2 protein-coding genes are annotated in these 2,254 nt (G+C 65.9%); both read right to left on the bottom strand.

Annotated features, from left to right (window positions below; translation table 11 throughout):
- Positions 1 to 46: 46 nt before the first annotated feature.
- The gene (locus KUM38_RS29650) at positions 47 to 484 is read right to left on the bottom strand and encodes a DUF4259 domain-containing protein (protein ID WP_217133776.1); all 438 of its coding nucleotides are present in this window, start codon (positions 482 to 484) and stop codon (positions 47 to 49) included.
- A 54-nt stretch (positions 485 to 538) separates the two neighbouring features.
- Positions 539 to 2,134 (bottom strand): ISL3 family transposase, encoded by a 1,596-nt coding sequence (locus tag KUM38_RS29645; RefSeq protein WP_217133774.1) that lies wholly within the window; start codon positions 2,132 to 2,134, stop codon positions 539 to 541.
- Positions 2,135 to 2,254 lie beyond the last annotated feature (120 nt).

Below are 2,254 nucleotides of genomic sequence, written 5' to 3'. Positions count from 1 at the left end.
TCGGGTTCTGGCTCAAGTTCTGTGGTCCGTAACTGGGGGTGACCAGTTAGATGTCGAAGAGGGCTTCCTCTTGTGGCGGGATCGGAGGGTCAAGGACATCGCGAAGGCGGGTGATGTCCTGGCGCCACTTCGAGTAGTTCGCAGCTTCGGCCCACAGCTCGGCGAGTTCAGACAGCTCAGAGGCCACTTGGTCCAGGGCGTCGACGGCGAGCGTTCGGAGGTCTGCAGGGAGCTCCGGTAGCGACTCCGATGGACCCATAATCGAACACGCGGGCTCGCCGTCAGGGTGCTGTGCGACAACCAGGGCCGCTGCGGCCACTGCTCGCTCGGCGTCAGGGGCGTCCAGGCAGTCCACGGGGTCGGCGGCGCGTTTGAGGACTCTGCGGATCATGGGCTCGCGTTCTTCCACGGCTGCCTCGTCCAGGTCGCCGGCGAAGTCGGCGGCGGTGTCGTTGTCAAAGGGGCCGATGTCCCAGGTGCCCATATCTCTCCTCGCGTGGCCGTCCGGGGATCCTCGCACCGGCCACCGACAGTGAGGTCACGAGCCAAGCAGTACCCGCTTACGCAGGAGCCTGAAGCCAGCGCGTCCGTACATCTGTCGCTTGATCATTTTGATGCGGTTGACGTGGCCTTCCACGACGCCTGAGCTCCAGGGCAGGGTCAGACCAGCGGTGACGGCCGCGAGGTCACGTTCGAGGCCGTTGATGAAGGTGTGCATGCTGGGCAGGTCGTCGGCCCGGACCGCCGCGATCCACTCGGGGAGCCGTTCTCCCTGGAGCTGGGTGAGTATCTGCCCGAAGGAACGGACGTGCCCGGCGAGGGCGTCCAGCGCGGGGCAGTGGGCCAGAACGGCCTTGAGTTTCAGTCGCTCGTTCTCCGGAAGGGCGTCGGGGTGGGTGAGGATCCACCCGGCGACTGTCCTGGGCGATGGCGGCCGACCTTTCGGCACCATGTCCCGAAAAGGACGAAGGTAAGCGCGGACGGCCCCGTATCCACCGGTGTATCCGTTGCTCTGGATCTCCTTCCAGATGGTCCAGGCGTTCGTGCAGCCCTCGGCCCACCGCTCGTGCACGTACGGCTTGAAGTCGTCGAGCTTCGTCCTGCGGTTCTGCCACTGTCCTTGGAAGAGGTCTTCCGGGATTGCTGCGTCGGCCAGGCGCTGCACGGTTCGGTAGGTCATCCGAAGTTCACGGGCGACAGCCCGACGACTGTGCCCTTCACCGAGCATGCTGTGGACGATCGCGTGTTTCTCGCGGGTTCGGTCGGCGAAACGGTGCCCAGTCGGCCAGGGTGACGCGCCGGCTTCGGGGACCGGTGGCGCGGTGACGCTCTCGGAACCGGGCACCTCGAACGGCACTCGCAGACAAGACCGATGGCGCAACACGCATCGCTCGGCGGCCTCGCCGAGGTTGCGCCAGAGATGGAAACGGTCTGCGACCTGCACCGCGGTGGGAGCTCCGGTGCTGGCACCTTCGGCGAAGAAGGGGGCACGGTCGCGGCAGACCACCTCAACCCCAGGACGCCCGGCAAGCCAGGCGGCGACGGTGGCTGCCTCACGGTCGGGCAACAGATCCACGGGCCTGCGGGTTTCGACGTCGACCAGCACAGTCCCGTAGATACGACCCTTGCGCATCGCGTACTCGTCGATGCCCACCACCCGCGGTGACGACGGTTGAGGTTCAGGCATCGCATCGACCAGCCGAAGTACCGTGCTGCGGCTGACGGAGATGCCGAAGACGTCCGCAAGGCGAGCGCCCGCGCGGCCGGCCAAAGCGAGACCCACCTCGGCCAGGGCCGAACGCAGCCGCTCAGTCCGCTGGGCATGACGGCGAGTCAGTCCAGGCACCTGTTCAACGAAGGTCTGCCGCCCGCAGGAGGTGTCCGCGCAGGTGAACCGGCGGACCCGCAGACGCAGCACCACACGCCTTCCAACGCTGGGCAGATCAGCAGGAAAACGCAGGTAGGACCCGTGAATGCGGTTCGACCACCTTCCGCAGCCCGGACACTCAGCACCGGCCGACTTACGCATGACGCCGATCCAGATCGCCTCGCCGTCGTCATCCGCCGACACCACCGCAACTTCAGGGTCCGACAGGAACAGGAGCTCTTCCAGCCGAAGCAGCACTTCGTCCACGGCCTCGGACTCTCGGGCACAGCGCAGCCACCATGGGGCATTTCAAGACGATCGAGGAGAGCCGATACGAAGATCAACATTTACAGAGCGTGAATGCACCACAGAACTTGGGCCAGAACC

The sequence above is a fragment of the Streptomyces sp. AC558_RSS880 genome, assembly GCF_019049255.1.
GTDB lineage: Bacteria > Actinomycetota > Actinomycetes > Streptomycetales > Streptomycetaceae > Streptomyces.
Note: the sequence above shows the minus strand (reverse complement) of the source record. Positions and strands in the feature narration are given on the sequence as shown.

What these genes read in the sequence shown, in the direction of transcription:
- KUM38_RS29650 (WP_217133776.1), bottom strand. Translation starts at nt 484, where the DNA reads ATGGGCACCTGGGACATCGGCCCCTTTGACAACGACACCGCCGCCGAC.